The organism is Mycobacterium sp., from assembly GCF_047975165.1.
GTDB lineage: Bacteria > Actinomycetota > Actinomycetes > Mycobacteriales > Mycobacteriaceae > Mycobacterium.
This window is the reverse complement of the sequence record NZ_JBKECZ010000044.1, coordinates 1-15,095: the sequence shown is the minus strand read 5'-3', so window position 1 is coordinate 15,095 and position 15,095 is coordinate 1. Positions and strand designations below refer to the sequence as shown.

Sequence of the window (15,095 nt, the reverse complement as noted above, 5' to 3'; positions counted from 1 at the left end):
CCGCGAACCCAGGTACCCTGCGAAGTGAATATGAACGACCCACACAGCCCCCCGAATCCTGGCCCTCGGCAACCCGGGCCGGGTCCGATGGTGCCCCAGGACTACTGGAATTCACCGCCGATCGACTATCCCGCCTACGCCGACGAGTTGGCGTACGGCCCCTACGGCGGTTCCCCGTGGACGCCGGGCACCTACCAGCCGAACCAGACCGGCCAGCTGCCACCGTCCTGGCAGCCGCCACCCGGCGACGAACCGACCGCCGCACCCGAACCCCCGCGGTCACCCGGGTGGCTTTGGCTTGCCGCCGGCGCGGCGGTGCTGCTTGTCGTCGGAATGATCGTCGCCCTGGTCGTCGCCAACGGTTCGAGCCGGCGTCAGACCGCGATCGAACCCCTGCCGCCCATCCAGACCCCCGGCCCGGCATACACCCCGCCGACAACCGCGTCGCCACCACCGGCAACCCCGCGCAGACCACCGCGCACCACCACGACCGGGCCGAGCACCACCGGCCCCGGAACGTCCACGGCACCGGCCATCATGGAGACGGTGGTGTACCGCGTCACCGGGGCGGGGCGGGCAATCAGCGTCGTGTACCTCGACACCGGCGACATGATCCAGACCGAGTTCAACGTCGCGCTGCCGTGGACCAAACAGGTCCGTCTCGCTGCGTCATCCCGCCACTCGGCCAGCGTCACCGTCGTCAACATCGGCCACGACGTCACCTGTTCGGTCAGCGTCGCCGGCGTTCAGGTGCGCCAGCGGACCGGTCAGGGCCTAACCATCTGCGACGCTCCGCTCTGAGCCGGGCCGCCCCGCGGACCACGCCGGAACCCGAACCCCCAGCATCACCGACAAGCCTGCGAGCAGCACCAGACAGATGCCGACCAGTCCGGCTCGGTCGGCATGGAAAACGTCGACGAACACCGAGAACAGCCACGGCGCCAGGAAGGACATCGCCCGGCCCGTCATCGTGTACAGACCGAACGCCACCCCCTCCTTGCCGTGCGGGGCCATCCGCAGCAGCAACACCCGGGCCGAGGCCTGCACCGGGCCGATGAACAGGCACAGCAATAACCCGCACACCCAGAACGCCGACGGGCCAGACAGCGCCAGCATGGCCAGTCCGGCGGCGATGATGGCGATCAGCGAAACGACGATGACCCGTTTGGAGCCGATGCGGTGGTCGACGAACCCGCCCACCACCGCGCCCAGCCCGGCCACGACGAGGGCGGCCACCCCGAAAACCAGCACGCCCCCCTCGGTCAGGTGGTACACGCCGACACCCAGTACGGCGCCGACGCCGAACATCGCCGCCAGTCCATCCCGGAACAGCGCGGCGGCCACCAGGAAGTAGACCAGGTTGCGGTCGCGGCGCCACTCGGAGGTGATATCGGACCACAGCTTGCGGTAGCTGCCCAGCAGGGGGGTCGCCGCGGCGTCGGCCGGACCGGCGTCGGGCAGCCGATGGGCGACCAGCAACAGGGGCAGCGCCATGCAGGCCATCCAGGCGGCAGCCAGCAGCATCGCTGCCCGGACGTTGATACCACCGGCTACCGGCAGGTGCAGCACACCGCGATGATCGCCCGACCCGGACACGAAGCCAACCAGGACCACAACCAACAGGGCAACGCTGCCGATATACCCCGCTGCCTGGCCGAATCCGGAAATGCGGCCGGCGGTCTCCGGTGTCGAAAGCTGGCGCAGCATCGCGTTGTAGGGGATGCTCGCCAGGTCACCGCAAGCCGCGGTCGCCGCCAACAGCGTCAGACCGACGAAAAAGTACCCCGGTTCGTCTCGAATCAAGGCCATCGAACAGGTCAGCACCACAGCCAGGCTGGTCAGCACCACCAGCGCCGTCCGCCGGCGATGCGGCGATTCCACCCACACCCCGACAACCGGCGCCAATATCGCGATCACCACGCCGGCCGCGGCCACCGTGCGTTCCAACCAGCTCAGCGGTGTGGCGCCCAGGGATGCGTCGGCTCCGACGTTGTGCGTCAGGTAGACCGAGAACACGAACGTGGCCGTGATCGCGCTGAGGCCGGTCACCCCGCAGTCCCACATCGCCCAGGCCACCACCTGCGACCGCGCCGGCACGGCCACCGAACCCGACTCCGGCTTACTCATGCACGGGACTCTATTCACGCCGGCATTCACCCCGGCGCCGGACCGCTGCGACCGGCACCGCCGCCGCAGCGCGCCGGAGGTCACCGACGGGTGTCTACCATCGTGGTCATGCCGATCCCAGCTCCCAGTCCCGACGCACGCGCCGTTGTCACCGGAGCCTCACAGAACATCGGCGAGGCGCTGGCCACTGAGCTGGCGGCCCGCGGCCACAGCCTGATCGTCACCGCACGGCGAGCGGACCTGCTCACCGCCCTGGCCGCCCGGCTGACCGACAAATATCGCGTTGCGGTGGAGGCCCGGCCCGCCGACCTCGCCGACCCGGACGAACGCGCCCGCCTCTGCGAAGAACTCACCGCGCGGCCCATCTCGATCCTGTGCGCCAACGCCGGTACCGCCACATTCGGCGCGGTAGCCGAACTCGACCCGGCCGGCGAGAAAGCCCAGGCGCAATTGAATGCCGTTGCCGTACACGACCTTACGTTGGCGGTCCTGCCGGGAATGGTCGAACGGAAAGCCGGCGGCATCCTGATTTCCGGTTCGGCGGCCGGGAACTCGCCGATTCCCTACAACGCCACCTACGCGGCCACCAAGGCGTTCGCGAACACCTTCAGCGAATCGCTGCGCGGCGAGCTGCGCGACTCGGGTGTGCACGTCACCCTGCTGGCACCCGGCCCGGTACGCACCGACCTGCCCGACACCGACGAACGGTCGCTGGTCGAGAAACTGGTGCCGGACTTCCTGTGGATCTCCACCGAGCACACCGCGCGGGTGTCCCTGGATGCCCTGGAGCGCAACAAGATGCGCATCGTTCCCGGGCTGACGTCCAAGGCGATGTCGGTAGCCAGTGGGTATGCTCCGCGCGCCATTGTGGCGCCGATCGCCGGAGCCTTCTACAAGAAACTCGGCGGCGGATAACCTCTGATGGCCGGGGCTGGCCGCCGGCAGCTATCTCCGGCGGCGGCGACCGGATCCGAGGATGTTGCGCACGGCTTCGCGAACCCCGGTATTGATCGCGCTCTTCACGGTCGGATTCTTCAGTGCCTTTTCCACCCAGCTCGGTCCCTGCGGCTCGGCCGGCTCCGGCATGGGCGGCAGGTCGTAACTCGCCGGCAACGGCGGGAGTTCGGTTTCCAGCTGCCCCGGGCCGGGTGCGGCCGCATCGATTTCCGGCGCCTGTTGGACCGTCTGGCCGTATTTGGCTTGCAGCGGACTGTTTTTGGCCGCTTCGGCTACCGCGTCCTTGCCGATCGCGGCCATCAAGGACCGGGGCACCCGCATGCGCGTCCAGGCCACCGGAGTAGGGGCGCCCTTTTCCGACAGCACGGTCACGACGGCCTCGCCGATCCCCAGTGACGTCAGCGCGGATTCCAGATCGTAGACGTCGGTCTTGGGATAGGTGCGCACGGTCTTGCTCAGCGCCTTCTGGTCGTCGGGGGTGAACGCCCTTAGCGCGTGCTGCACCCGAGCACCCAGTTGGGAGAGCACATCGTTGGGCACGTCGGTGGGCAGCTGGGTGCAGAAGAACACCCCCACCCCCTTGGAGCGGATCAGCTTGACGGTCTGCTCGACCTGCTCCAGGAATGCCTTCGACGCGTCGGTGAACAGCAGATGGGCCTCGTCGAAGAAGAACACCAGTTTGGGCTTGTCCAGGTCGCCCACCTCGGGCAGCTGCACGAACAACTCGGCCAGCAACCACATCAGGAAGGTGGAGAAGATGACCGGGCGCAGCGTCTGACCGGTGAACTCCAGCAGCGTGACGATGCCGCGGCCCTGGTCGTCCAGGCGCAGCAGGTCCTGCGGATCGAGTTTCGGCTCGCCGAAGAAGGTGTCCCCGCCCTCGCCTTCGAGGTTCACCAGCGCCCGCAGGATGACACCCGCCGTCGTCGACGACACCCCGCCCAGCGACTTCAGATCGGCCTTGCCCTGGTCACTGGTCAGGTAGCCGATAGCCGCCCGCAGGTCGTTCAGCGTGACCAGCCGGCGGTTGGCGCCGTCCGCCCAATGGAAGATCAGCCCCAGGGTCGACTCTTGAGTCGCGTTGAGTCCCAATACTTTTGACAACAGAATCGGGCCGAAACCGGCAACCGTCGCCCGAACCGGCACGCCGATGCCTTCGGTGCCCAGGGACAAGAACTCCACCGGGAACCCCGAAGGCTCCCAGTCGTCGCCGGTGTCGCGAACCCGGGCGGCCGTCTTGTCGTTGGATTCACCGGGGCGGGACAGGCCCGACAGGTCACCTTTGACGTCGGCCATCAGCACTGGGACGCCCGCCGCACTGAGCTGCTCGGTGATCAGCTGCAGCGTCTTGGTCTTGCCGGTTCCGGTGGCCCCGGCGACCAGCCCGTGGCGGTTGATGGTGGCCAGCGGGATGCCGATCTGCGCTTGCGGGTCGACCTGACCCTCGACGACGACCGTTCCCAGCCGCAGCGCCTGACCTCCGACTGCATATCCTGCCGCAATTCTCTCGGCAGGCGTATGGGCGGATTCGGTACTCATGTGTGCCGGGTCCTTTCCGAGCATTTCAGGGCTTCGCTCACTCTACTTACCCAGGGGAACACCCGGGCGCGGGTGAGCCTGGGCATAGTGTTGAGCGTTGTGCGTGACGAATTGGTGTGGATCGACTGCGAGATGACCGGGCTGGATCTGGGCTCGGACAAGCTGATCGAGATCGCCGCCCTGGTCACCGACGCCGACCTGAACATCCTCGGCGACGGGATCGACGTGGTGATCCACGCCGACGACGCCGCATTGTCGTCGATGGTGGAGGTCGTGGCGGACATGCACGCCCACTCGGGGCTGACCTCCGAGGTCAGGGCCTCGCCCCTCGACGTGGCGACCGCCGAGGCGATGGTGCTGGACTACATCCGCGAACACGTCGCACAACCCAAGACGGCCCCGCTGGCGGGCAATTCGATCGCCACCGACCGTTCCTTCATCGCCCGCGACATGCCCGAACTCGATTCGTTCCTGCATTACCGGATGATCGACGTCAGCTCAATCAAGGAACTCTGCCGCCGCTGGTACCCGCGCATCTACTACGGGCAACCGCCCAAGGGGCTCGCCCACCGGGCGCTGGCCGATATCCGAGAATCCATCCGGGAGCTGCGGTACTACCGGCGGACCGCGTTCGCGCCCCCACCGGGGCCGTCTACCAGCGAAATCGCCGCAGTCGTCGAAGATCTTACGGACGATATCGACCCACCGGCGCGAACCGATTCTGCCGGGGAGCCCCCGAACGGCTAATATCGACGTCGCCGCTCGTTGATCCCGGCAGACGGGGCGCGGGCGGACGTGGTGGGTGTAGTTCAGTTGGTAGAGCGTCAGGTTGTGATCCTGAATGTCGCGGGTTCGAGTCCCGTCACTCACCCCACAGACCCGACGGCTTGCCGTCGACCCGGGTTTTGGCGAACTGCACCCGCCAAGTTAGGTGAGGCACTCCAAACTATTGATGCCGGCCGCCCAGTGGGTTAGCGTGTCACCGGCAACCTTGGTGAGCTGCGCAGGTGCCGGAACGCGGAACCGGGACGCGGCCAGCGTCCACTTGATGTCTCCCAGTTCCCTGCTGACAGGTCACATGTACCGCGGCTGGGGAGAAGTGCGCATGACATCGATTCCGGCGCGCCCATGACCCCTACGACCGGTCACCCCGAAATCCGCGGGCCACGCTGAGATGGCGGAGACTACCGAGGCCGCGGCGGGCGACGAAGCAGCTGTCGATGAGGACTACCCCGACGACGGTGTCGATGCCATCCAGGATTGGGCACTGGGCTATGCCAACCGGCACCCGCTGGCCGCGCTGAGAACGGTCGGCGAACAGTTCGTTCTCGGCGTGCGCACCATCCAGTATTTCTTCTCGGACCTGCTCAGCCGACAATTCCAGTGGCAGGAGTTCGTCCGGCAGGGCGCCTTCATGGCCGGCACGGCCGTGCTACCGACCGTCCTGGTGGCATTGCCGATCAGCGTCACCCTGTCCATCCAGTTCGCCCTGCTGGCCGGCCAGGTGGGAGCGACTTCGCTGGCCGGCGCGGCCAGCGGGCTGGCGGTCATCAGACAGGGGGCGTCGCTGGTCGCCGCGGTGCTGATGGCGGCCGCGGTCGGCTCGGCAATCACCGCCGACCTGGGTTCGCGAACCATGCGCGAGGAAACCTCCGCCATGGAGGTGATGGGCGTCTCGGTCATCCGCCGGATGGTGGTGCCGCGCTTCGCCGCCGCCATCATGATCGGTGTCGCGCTCACCGGAGTCGTGTGTTTCGTCGGCTTCTTCGCCAGCTACATGTTCAACGTGTATTTCCAGAACGGCGCACCCGGCAGCTTCGTATCCAGCTTCTCGTCCTTCGCTACCACCGAGGACCTGCTGCTGGCGCTGCTCAAGGCCGTCATCTTCGGCGCCATCGTGGCGATCGTGTCCAGCCAGAAAGGCCTGTCCACCCGAGGCGGGCCCACCGGGGTGGCCAACTCGGTGAATGCCGCCGTCGTCGAATCGATACTGCTGCTGATGCTGGTCAACGTCGCGATCAGCCAACTGCATATCATGCTGTCCCCCAGAACGGGTCTGTGACGTGGCAGCCGCTCTATCAACGAAATCCCTTACCGGACAGCTTGTTCAACTCCACCGCAGGACCACTCGGCCGATCCGGCAGGTCGGCCACATGCTGGTCTTCTTCGTCCGGGCACTGACGGCCGTCCCAGTGACATTGCGGCACTACAGCGGCGAATTCCTGCGACTTCTGTCCAACATCACCTGGGGCAACGGGTCGATCGTGGTCGGCGGCGGAACCGCCGGTGTCGCCGTCGTGCTGGGCATGACGGTCGGCGCCCTGGTCGGGATCGAGGGCTACAACTTTCTGAACATGCTCGGACTCGGGCCGGCCAGCGGGTTCGTGTCGTCGCTGGTCAACACTCGGGAACTGGCTCCCCTGATGACCGCCATGGCATTTGCGATGCAGGGCGGCTGCCGCTTCACCGCCCAGCTGGGGTCGATGCGCATCGCCGAGGAGATCGACGCGATGGAATCGATTGCCATCCGGCCGATTCCGTATTTGGTGACGACCAGGCTGATGGCCTCGGTGATCGCCATGGTTCCGCTCTACACCGTGTGTCTGGCGATCAGCTACATCACGACCCAGACGGTCGTGCACATCAGCAGTGGCGGCGCCGGCGGGTCCTACCTGCACTACTTCTCGCTGATGCTGGCCGGCCGCGACATCCTCTATTCCCTGATCAAGGCCGCCGTCTTCGTGTGGATAGCCGCCACCGTTCAGTGCTACTACGGTTTCTACGCCAGCGGCGGCCCCGAGGGCGTGGGGGTGGCGGCCGGACACGGCATGCGGGCCAGCATCACCGTGATGATCATCGTGAACATGCTGCTCACCATGGCGCTGTGGGGAGTTGACTCCGGTGCGAGATTCGGCGGCTGACATGGGATCCCAGTCAAACACGTTCGACACCGATGGCCGCGGACCGACCGACACCCAATTGCTCGCCTGCGGCATCGCGGTCGTGGTGGTGGCCGCCGTATTCGCCGCCGCCCTGCTGGTGAAGTCGACCGGCCGGCTCAGCAACTACGTGCCGATCACCGCGGACCTGGTCAACGTCGGCGACGGCCTCCCCCAGAAATCGGACGTCAAGTATCACGGCCTGCTGGTCGGAATGGTGACCGATGTCGTTCCTGCCGCCAACGGCAAGCCCAACTACGTCCACATCGATCTCAAGCCCGAATACGCCGGGTCGATTCCGGCCGCGGTCACCGCGCGGGTCGTACCCAGTAATGTCTTCGCGGTCTCCTCGGTTCAGTTGGTCGGCAACGGCCCCGGGACCGCAATCCGCCCCGGCTCGCACGTGCGCGAGGACAACGCCCTGCCCACCGTGTTGTTCCAGACGACCGTCAGCAAACTCCGCGACCTTCTCACCGCTGTCGGACGGGGCCGCGACGACAACTCCCTCGGCGTGCTGGCCGCGATAGCCGCCGCCACCGATCATCGCCGCACAACACTGCTCAACAGCGCCGCGCAGATGAATCGTCTCATCGACCAGCTCGATTCGATTGTCAGCACCGACGCCGGTCCTTCGACGGTATCGGCGTTGGTCGACGCGACACGGGGGCTGGCGGAAACCGCGCCGGACCTCTTCGACGCGCTGGGTCAGGCCGTGGGCCCGATGCGGACATTCGCCGAAACCCACTCGGAATTGGCGGCGCTGCTGTCCGGCGCCCATCGGACCGTCGGCACCGTCGGGCAATCGTTCGACCACCACATGGACCAGCTCATCAGGATTTCCTCCGACCTCACCCCGGTGCTCGGTGTGCTCGCCCTCAAGTCCGACCGCTTCCTCCCGGGGGTCGTCAAATTGGACAACCTGGCGAGAAAGTTCATGGAGGAGGTCTGGATACCCGAACTCAGCGTCGGCAACATGAGGGCCAGGCTCTCCTTCACCCAGACATTCGCCTACTCGCGGGCCGACTGCCCGCGCTACGGAGAGTTGAAGGGCCCCAGCTGTTTCACCGCTCCGCTGGTCCCCAACAAACCCGATCTACCCGAAACGCTGCTGCCGCAGAACTATCAGCCACCCAAGGACCTGGCCCCGCCGCCCGGAACGGTGATCGGCCCGGACGGCAACCCGGTAGTCGTCGGCCCACCGCTGATCAACCCCGACCCCAGCCTCGCCGACCCCAACCCCCCGCTGCCGATGTTCATCTCGCCGTCACCGCCGGTGCGCACCGGTGCCGACCCCGACACCCCGGACCCCTCGCCCCCGGCACACGGTCCAGTCCCGCCGCCGCCGCTGCTGCGCCCGCCCGCGGCCGGATCGGTACCGACGTCCTACAGCGGCACCGTCGGACCCGTCGGCAGCGACTACGAGCGGTCCATGCTCGGAGTGATCACCGGCCGACCCGCCACCGCGGCCACCGCGCTGCTGCTCGGACCGCTCGCCCGTGGAACGACGGTCTCGATCGTTCATCCACCGGCCGAGGAGCACGCCGAATGAAATTCCGGGGACCGCTGGTCGGCCTGACACTGTTCATGGTGATCGCCGTGACGTTCACCTGGATGGTGTACGTGAGCCTGCGCCGAGACGTCACCGGCGGGACGGTGCCGTATTCGGCGATGTTCACCGACGCCTACGGGCTCCGCGAAGGAGATGACGTCCGGATGGCCGGTGTGCGCGTCGGCCGGGTCGACAAGGTCGAACTTCAAGGCAAACTCGCGAGGGTCTCGTTCGTCGTGCAACAGGGGCAACACCTGTTCGACAACACCGTCGCCTCGGTGACGTACCAGAACATCGTCGGGCAGCGCTACCTCGGCCTAGCCCTGGACCCGCAAGCCCCGACGGCCTCGCACCCCACCGAACTCACCCGCGGCGCCACGATCCCGGTCGAACTCACCGAGCCGTCGTTCAACGTCACCCGGCTCCTCAACGGCTACGAGCCGCTGTTCAGCCTGCTGAACCCACACGACGCCGACAACCTCGCCAAGGGCGTGATCGAGTCCCTGCAGGGAGATACCGCCTCACTGGCCACCCTGGTCAGCCAAACATCCACGCTGACGGAAACTTTCGCCGGAAAAGACCAGGCGTTGGGAAACGTGATCACCCGGCTCGACACCGTGGTCGGCAGCCTCGCCGCCCAGAACACCGATCTGGACCGGGCAATAGTCCAGACGCGCGACGTAGTGGCCGACCTCGACCGGCGGCGCCCCGAGCTGGTGTCGTCGATGGGATCGCTATCCCGGATAATGGCCAACCTGGCCAGGGCGGCTCGGGACGACTATCCCGCGCTTCGTGAATTCATCGACCGCCGGCCGGGTGTCACCAGGCACCTGCTGGATGTCGAACCGCAGGTGGCCTACTTCGGCGACAACGTCCCGCTGCTGCTGAAGGGCATATCGCGAGCCGCCAACCGCGGGGCCTACCTCAACGCATACCTGTGCGACCTCAATATGTTCGGCTTCTTCCCCGGACTCAACGACGTCGTACCGATCATCGTCAACGCCGCATCACCCGGTAACAAGGCCCAGCACACCCCCCGGTGCCGGACGACAGGCGGTGACTGAAAATGGCCGGCACATCGAAATGGCGGCAGCTCAAGGCGCGGAGAAAGCGTCCGCTGGAGACCTACAACACCACGTGGCTCGGGTTCATCGCCTGCGCCGTGGTCGCTGTGCTGATCGGCGCCATGCTCTCGGTCCACGCGCTCGGGGTAGGGTATCGCCGCTACACCGCAGAATTCCTACAAGCGGCCGCGCTTCGTCCGGGGAATCCGATCACCGTCGCCGGCATACCGGTCGGTGAGGTCACCAGCATGACCCTGCGCGGCGACCACGTCGAAGCCGGGCTGAAGGTGCGCAACGATGTGGTGCTCGGCCGGGATTCCCGCGCCTCGGTCGAGGTCACCACGATCCTCGGCTCACGTTATCTCGCAATCGAACCCAACGGCACGGGCTCCCTGCCCAAGGCGACATTCGACCTGGCACATACCGAGGTTCCCTACGACCTGCAATCGGCATTACACGATGCCACAACAACTTTCGAGCAGATCGATTCCGACCGGTTCGCACATTCGCTGTCCGTCCTGGGCAACCAACTGCGGGGACTGCCCGCTGTGGTTCCGCAGGCGATGGCGAATCTCGACGCGCTCTCGTCGATCATTTCCCAACGCCGCGACCAGATCGGCACGCTGCTGGAGAACACCGAAAAGGTGACCAACACGCTGCGGCGCCAGCAGTCCAACATCGGCACCGTCGTCAACCAGGCACAGGACCTCCTCGGCGAGTTCGTGGCGCGCCGTGCCGTCTTCCACTCGACCATGCAATCCCTGACCAGCCTCGTCGACACGATGAACCAGGTAGTGGTCGGCGACCGCACCGGGATCGAGGGGCTGATAGCGGACTTGCGCGAGTTCACCGCAATGCTGGCCCAGCACGACGATCTGCTGCGAAGCATGCTGCAATCCGCACCTGTCTTCATCCGCGAGGTGGCCAACGCAACCGGCGACGGCAATGCGGTCGCCATCAACGTCCCCAACTCCCTGCTCATCGATTCGTGGATGTGCGCGATCAGCGCTGATGCGCAGAGGCGCGGCATGATCCCGTACTTCAAGGACTGCAAATGAAGCGCCGGGCAATCACCCTCGCCGCAATCGTGCTTCCGGTGCTCGCCGCTGTCGGCACCGGATGGTGGTATCTCGCGGGCAGACAGGCCCCTATGACCGTGACGGCCCAATTCGACAGCGCGTCCGGGCTCTACGAGGGCAATACGGTTGCGGTGTTGGGCATGCCGGTCGGTTCGGTTACCCGGATCACCCCGAAGGGCAGCTACGTCGAGGTCCGATTCACCGTCGACCGCTCGGTCAAGGTGCCCGCGGATGTCCAAGCCGTCACCATCTCGACCTCCATTCTCACCGACCGGCAGATCGAGCTCACCCCGCCGTATCGCGGCGGCCCCGTCCTGCCGGACAACGCCACCATCGGCCTGACCCGCACCAAGACCCCCGTCGAATTCACCCGGGTGCTTGCGGTTTTGGACAAGATCACCAAGTCACTGGAGGGCAACGGCCATGGCGGCGGCCCGCTGGCCGACGTCATCGACGGCGGTGCCGCGGTGACAAACGGCAATGGCGCGAAAATCAAAGGTGCGCTCAACGAGCTCTCAAACGCGTTGCGGCTCAGCAGTGATGGTGGTCAGCAGACCAGCACACAGCTCACCGCGATCATCAAGAACCTCAGTTCGCTGTTCGAGGCCGCGGCCGCCAACGACAGCAAGCTGCGCGATTTCACCTCGACCCTGCACCAGCTCAGCGGGCTGCTGGCCGACGAAGACATCGGATCGGGCAGCACCGGTAGACAACTTTCCGAACTGGTCCGGCGGGCAGGCGACCTGCTCGATGCGAATCGCGACGCCATCAAGGACACGTTGGCGCAGACGAACCCGCTACTGCAGACGGTCGTCGATCACCAGCGCGACCTGACCGAGATCCTGGACGTGACTCCGATGCTGGCCGACAACGTCTACAACGTGGTGGACCGGGAAAACGGCGCTTTGCGTGCGCATTTCCTCACCGACCGGATGATCTTCGACAGTCAGCTCACCAAAGAGGTCTGCAACCTGATGGGCCTGCGACAGCTCGGCTGCAGTACCGGAACCGTCCAGGACTTCGGCCCCGACTTCGGGCTGACCTACGTGCTCGACGGCCTCGCCGCAATGGGGCAGAAATGATCGCCAAACACCTGCGGGCAATCGCGGCCGTGGTGGCCGTGGCACTTCCGAGCGCGGGTTGTGCCACCAACGGCCTCGCCAGCCTGCCGCTTCCGGCCCCGGGATTGGGTTCCGGCGGCTACCAGCTGACGGCGGTCTTCGCCAACGCGCTCAACCTGCCGATGAAGGCGAAGGTGAAACTCGCCGGCGCCGACGTCGGCGAGGTCGAATCGATGACAGCGCGCAACTACACCGCGGTCACCACCCTGCGTATCCGCGACGGCGTTGCGCTACCGAGAGGCAGCACCGCCGAGTTACGCACCGCAACCCCGCTCGGTGACGTGTTCGTATCGGTGAAACCACCCGCCGACGCCCCGTCCGGCACCCCCGTGCTGCACGATGGCGACACCATCGGATTGGACTCGACGACCGCGGCGGCCACCGTCGAATCCGTCCTCAGCTCGGCAGCTGTACTGGTCAACGGCGGGTCGGTACGCAATTTCACCAACATCATCAACGGTTTCGGCAAGGCCACCGGCGACCAGGGGCAGGCTTTCGGGGAGTTGATCCGCAAGTCGAACCGCCTGCTGGGCACGCTGGATTCCCGATCCGGGCAGATCAGCGATGCGTTGACCGAATTGTCAAGCCTCAGTGAACAACTCGATGCCAAAAACGACACCATCCGCGACCTGATGTCGGCGGCCAACCCGGCTACCAGCGCATTGGCCGCCAACACCGCCGAGCTCACCAACGTGGTCGTGCAGCTCGGCGACACCAGCCGCATGCTGGCTCGTCTCCCGGCTTTGGCGGGAACCGACACCAGCGGCCGCAGTTTCGTCGGCGACCTCAACACCGTGGCAGCAGCGATCAACGACGTCGCGGTCAGCCCAGACACCAGCTGGCTTCCGCTGAACCGGCTGATGCCCAGGCTCGTCAAAATGTCTTCGGGCAATGCGCTATCCGCACATGTGACCGTCACACAGCTGATCCTCGGGGCGGTACCGGACATCGGGTTTCCCGGCGACCGGGGACTGCACGCGCCGAACAGGTTCACCTGGAACGAGCTCGTCGGCTCCCTGAAGTACACCCTGTGGCGTCTGCAGGAACGTGTCGTCGGGCGCGGACCGGACTCACCACAGGTAACGGTGGCACCCGACCCGGACGTCCCCGGAGGCATCATCATCGTCGACGAGGATCAGGCGGCCGCTGCCGGACAAGCGGCAACCGGCGCCACGACTCCGGGACCCCCACCGTGATCGACACGATCGCCACCGCCCTCGTCCGTGCCGTGCGGGCCGCCCACCGGCGCCAGGTCTGGCTGTCGGTGGCCGGGCTGGTACTCAGCCTGGTCGTGGCTACCGGCTACCTGACGATCGTCGCGCTGCGGGTAAGACCCTTCGCGACGTCCTACCGGGTGACCATCCAACTTCCCGAATCCGGCGGGCTGCTGCCGAACCAGGACGTCGCCCTGCGCGGTGTGCGAGTCGGCAAGGTGGACTCGCTTCGCGTTACCGACCGCGGGGTGCAGGCCACCGCCAGCATCACGTCCGCGACGAAGAGTCCCGCCGACGCGGTCGCGCACGTGTCGGGGCTGTCTCCGGCCGGCGAACAGTACATCGATTTGGCGGCCGACTCCGATTCGGGCCCGTACCTGCACGACGGGAGTTTCATCGGCCAGGATCACACCACGGTCCCGGTGACCATGGCGCAGCTGCTGAGCGACGCCGACGGGATGCTCTCGCAGGTGGATCCGGCCAAGATCGCGTTGATCAAGAAGGAGCTGAGCCTCGGCAAGGACGGGCCCGCCAAGCTGGCCGCCATCGTCGACGGCGGCACGGTGTTGCTCTCCACCCTCGATTCCGTGCTGCCGGAGACCACCAGCATCCTCAAGACCAGCCGGGTCGTCCTGACGTTGGCCGCCGACAAGAATGCCGGGCTGGCGGCCACCACTGCCGACCTCGACCGGACGCTCGCCGGTGTTGTGCGGATGCAGGACGGCTATCGACAGCTGGTCGGGCAGACACCGCAGGCGTTGGACTCCGTCGACAACCTGTTCACCGGGAATTCCGAGGCCATGGTGCAGCTGCTGGGCAGCCTGGCCACCGTGTCGCAGCTTCTCTATTTGCGCGTTCCGGCACTCAACGCGCTGTTCCCCGACTACCGCGGATCGGTTCTCGACGCGGTGACGAGCGCATTTCACGATCATGGTGTCTGGGCCACCGTAGAGCTCTATCCGCGCTACGCGTGCGACTACGGGGTACCGACGCATGCCCCCTCGTCGGCCGACTACTACGAACCGTTCATGTACAACTACTGTCAGAATGACGACCCGGGTGTACTGATCCGAGGGGCCAAGAACGCACCGCGGCCCGCCGGCGATGACACCGCCGGCCCGCCGGTCGGCGCGGACCTGGGACGCAGGACCGATCAGACACCACAGGGCCGCTTTACGATTCCGACGCCCTACGGCGGCCCGGAATTGCCGATCGAGCCTCCGCAATAGGCCCCACGGAAACAGAACGAGGAGATGGCGATGCCGGCCACCACCGAGACAAACGCGCCCGAGGACGACGAGGCGACAGTCAACGCAGACGACAGCGCCGGTGAGCCGGAGGACGCCGAGGACGCAGGTGAGGCTGGAGAGGCTGCGGAGGCTGGAGAGGCTGCGGAGGCTGGAGAGGCTGCGGAGGCTGGGGAGGCTGGAGAGGCTGGAGAGGCTGGAGAGGCTGGAGAGGAGACGGTCGGCGCCGACGACACCGCCGACGACACCGCCGATGCAG

At 66.4% G+C, this 15,095-nt stretch carries 14 protein-coding genes and 1 tRNA gene; 13 read left to right on the top strand and 2 right to left on the bottom strand.

All coding sequences use genetic code 11. The features are described 5' to 3' along the window. Window positions 1-30: 30 nt before the first annotated feature. Window positions 31-801 (top strand): hypothetical protein, encoded by a 771-nt coding sequence (locus ACK5M9_RS04420; RefSeq protein ID WP_416891978.1) that lies wholly within the window; start codon window positions 31-33, stop codon window positions 799-801. Here ACK5M9_RS04420 and ACK5M9_RS04415 read toward each other — a convergent pair. Continuing rightward, on the bottom strand, window positions 775-2,127 hold the full coding sequence (locus tag ACK5M9_RS04415) for an MFS transporter (RefSeq protein ID WP_416891977.1): 1,353 nt from the start codon (window positions 2,125-2,127) through the stop codon (window positions 775-777). The genes ACK5M9_RS04420 and ACK5M9_RS04415 overlap by 27 nt on opposite strands. Before the next feature lie 108 nt (window positions 2,128-2,235). On the opposite strand from ACK5M9_RS04415, the gene cmrA reads away from it, so the two are divergent. Further along, a complete protein-coding gene (gene cmrA, locus ACK5M9_RS04410; protein ID WP_416891976.1) occupies window positions 2,236-3,042 on the top strand; it encodes a mycolate reductase in 807 nt (268 codons plus the stop codon). Window positions 3,043-3,072: 30 nt separating this feature from the next. On the opposite strand, the gene ACK5M9_RS04405 is transcribed toward cmrA, so the two are convergent. After that, entirely contained in the window at window positions 3,073-4,623 is a 1,551-nt protein-coding gene (locus ACK5M9_RS04405; protein WP_416891975.1) for a helicase HerA-like domain-containing protein, read from the bottom strand. A 99-nt stretch (window positions 4,624-4,722) separates the two neighbouring features. On the opposite strand from ACK5M9_RS04405, the gene orn reads away from it, so the two are divergent. From orn to ACK5M9_RS04350, 11 genes are all read left to right on the top strand, one after another. Continuing rightward, window positions 4,723-5,370: an oligoribonuclease gene (orn, locus tag ACK5M9_RS04400; RefSeq protein WP_416891989.1), complete on the top strand. Its 648-nt coding sequence runs from the start codon at window positions 4,723-4,725 to the stop codon at window positions 5,368-5,370. 51 nt (window positions 5,371-5,421) lie between these two features. Then, window positions 5,422-5,497 (top strand) — tRNA-His (locus ACK5M9_RS04395). 300 nt (window positions 5,498-5,797) lie between these two features. Then, window positions 5,798-6,685 (top strand): MlaE family ABC transporter permease, encoded by an 888-nt coding sequence (locus ACK5M9_RS04390; RefSeq protein ID WP_416891974.1) that lies wholly within the window; start codon window positions 5,798-5,800, stop codon window positions 6,683-6,685. Between the two features lie 91 nt (window positions 6,686-6,776). Beyond that, window positions 6,777-7,544 (top strand): ABC transporter permease, encoded by a 768-nt coding sequence (locus ACK5M9_RS04385; RefSeq protein WP_416891973.1) that lies wholly within the window; start codon window positions 6,777-6,779, stop codon window positions 7,542-7,544. Between the two features lies 1 nt (window position 7,545). Further along, the gene (locus ACK5M9_RS04380; protein WP_416891972.1) at window positions 7,546-9,111 is read left to right on the top strand and encodes an MCE family protein; all 1,566 of its coding nucleotides are present in this window, start codon (window positions 7,546-7,548) and stop codon (window positions 9,109-9,111) included. Beyond that, a complete protein-coding gene (locus tag ACK5M9_RS04375) occupies window positions 9,108-10,175 on the top strand; it encodes an MlaD family protein (protein WP_416891971.1) in 1,068 nt (355 codons plus the stop codon). The genes ACK5M9_RS04380 and ACK5M9_RS04375 overlap by 4 nt, the downstream gene beginning before the upstream one ends. A gap of 2 nt (window positions 10,176-10,177) precedes the next feature. Next, window positions 10,178-11,233, top strand: coding sequence for an MCE family protein (locus ACK5M9_RS04370; protein WP_416891970.1), 1,056 nt, complete (start codon window positions 10,178-10,180; stop codon window positions 11,231-11,233). Continuing rightward, window positions 11,230-12,336 carry an MCE family protein gene (locus tag ACK5M9_RS04365; protein WP_416891969.1) on the top strand — a complete coding sequence of 369 codons (1,107 nt, stop codon included), beginning with the start codon at window positions 11,230-11,232 and terminating at the stop codon, window positions 12,334-12,336. The genes ACK5M9_RS04370 and ACK5M9_RS04365 overlap by 4 nt, the downstream gene beginning before the upstream one ends. Continuing rightward, window positions 12,333-13,571, top strand: coding sequence for an MlaD family protein (locus ACK5M9_RS04360; protein ID WP_416891968.1), 1,239 nt, complete (start codon window positions 12,333-12,335; stop codon window positions 13,569-13,571). The genes ACK5M9_RS04365 and ACK5M9_RS04360 overlap by 4 nt, the downstream gene beginning before the upstream one ends. Then, window positions 13,568-14,818 carry an MlaD family protein gene (locus tag ACK5M9_RS04355; RefSeq protein WP_416891967.1) on the top strand — a complete coding sequence of 417 codons (1,251 nt, stop codon included), beginning with the start codon at window positions 13,568-13,570 and terminating at the stop codon, window positions 14,816-14,818. The genes ACK5M9_RS04360 and ACK5M9_RS04355 overlap by 4 nt, the downstream gene beginning before the upstream one ends. A 30-nt stretch (window positions 14,819-14,848) precedes the next feature. Next, window positions 14,849-15,095, top strand: a 247-nt coding sequence (locus ACK5M9_RS04350; RefSeq protein ID WP_416891966.1) for a hypothetical protein, incomplete at its 3' end; no start/stop codon positions are given.